Source organism: Butyricicoccus sp. AF35-5AC (genome assembly GCF_003477715.1).
Lineage (GTDB): Bacteria > Bacillota > Clostridia > Oscillospirales > Butyricicoccaceae > Agathobaculum > Agathobaculum butyriciproducens.
The window spans coordinates 376-1,093 of the sequence record NZ_QUDX01000039.1; the positions used below are offsets into that span (position 1 = coordinate 376).

General features: G+C 52.6%; 1 protein-coding gene. It reads right to left on the minus strand.

Going from position 1 to position 718, the window contains the following annotated elements; translation table 11 throughout:
* Positions 1-540 (minus strand): ParA family protein (locus tag DWZ82_RS14885; protein WP_147356959.1); only part of this gene is annotated, 540 nt, incomplete at its 3' end.
* Positions 541-718 lie beyond the last annotated feature (178 nt).

The following is a 718-nucleotide window of genomic DNA, read 5'->3' on the forward strand; positions in this document are numbered from 1 at the left end:
GCCGTCGATCCTGAGCGCCGGATTGGTGTATTTCTTCACCGACTTGTAAGTATCATACAGCTGGGTGATGCCGGACGCCGCAAAGGTCTCCGCCATGGTCGGGATGAGCAGATAGTCGGCAGCCGTCAGTGCGTTCACGGTCAGCAGGCCAAGCGACGGCGGACAGTCGATGAGGATATAATCGTACGCTTCCGCTACACCGGTCTGCTCGTCGCGCAGCTTCTCGCGGAGCGTCATCTCTTTGCCGACGTTGTGCAGCTCCTGCTCAATGCCCGCAAGGATGGTATTGGCCGGAATGATATCGCAGCTGGGCGTGTGCTGGATGGCCTCCCGCGCCGAGACCGTTCCCTTCATGACCTCGTACATGGTCGCGCTGTCCTGATTCTCGGCAGCTACCGACATCGACAGGTTGCCCTGTGGGTCGCAGTCGATCGTCAGCACACTGAAGCCCTGCTTTTTCAGACCGGCCGCCAGCGTGCCTGTCGTTGTGGTTTTCGCAACGCCGCCTTTCTGGTTGGCCAGTGCAAATATCGCAGACATGTTCTCCACCTCTTTCAACTTTGTAAAGTTATAACTGTTTAACGTTATTCTTATTATATACCTGTGCCATTATAACGTCAAGACTTTGTAACTTTATAACGTTATCTCTTTCTATTGGTTCTAAAATTCGTTCAGATCGTGTATTTCTCACTCTTTTCTCTCCTTTTCTGTCAGAAAG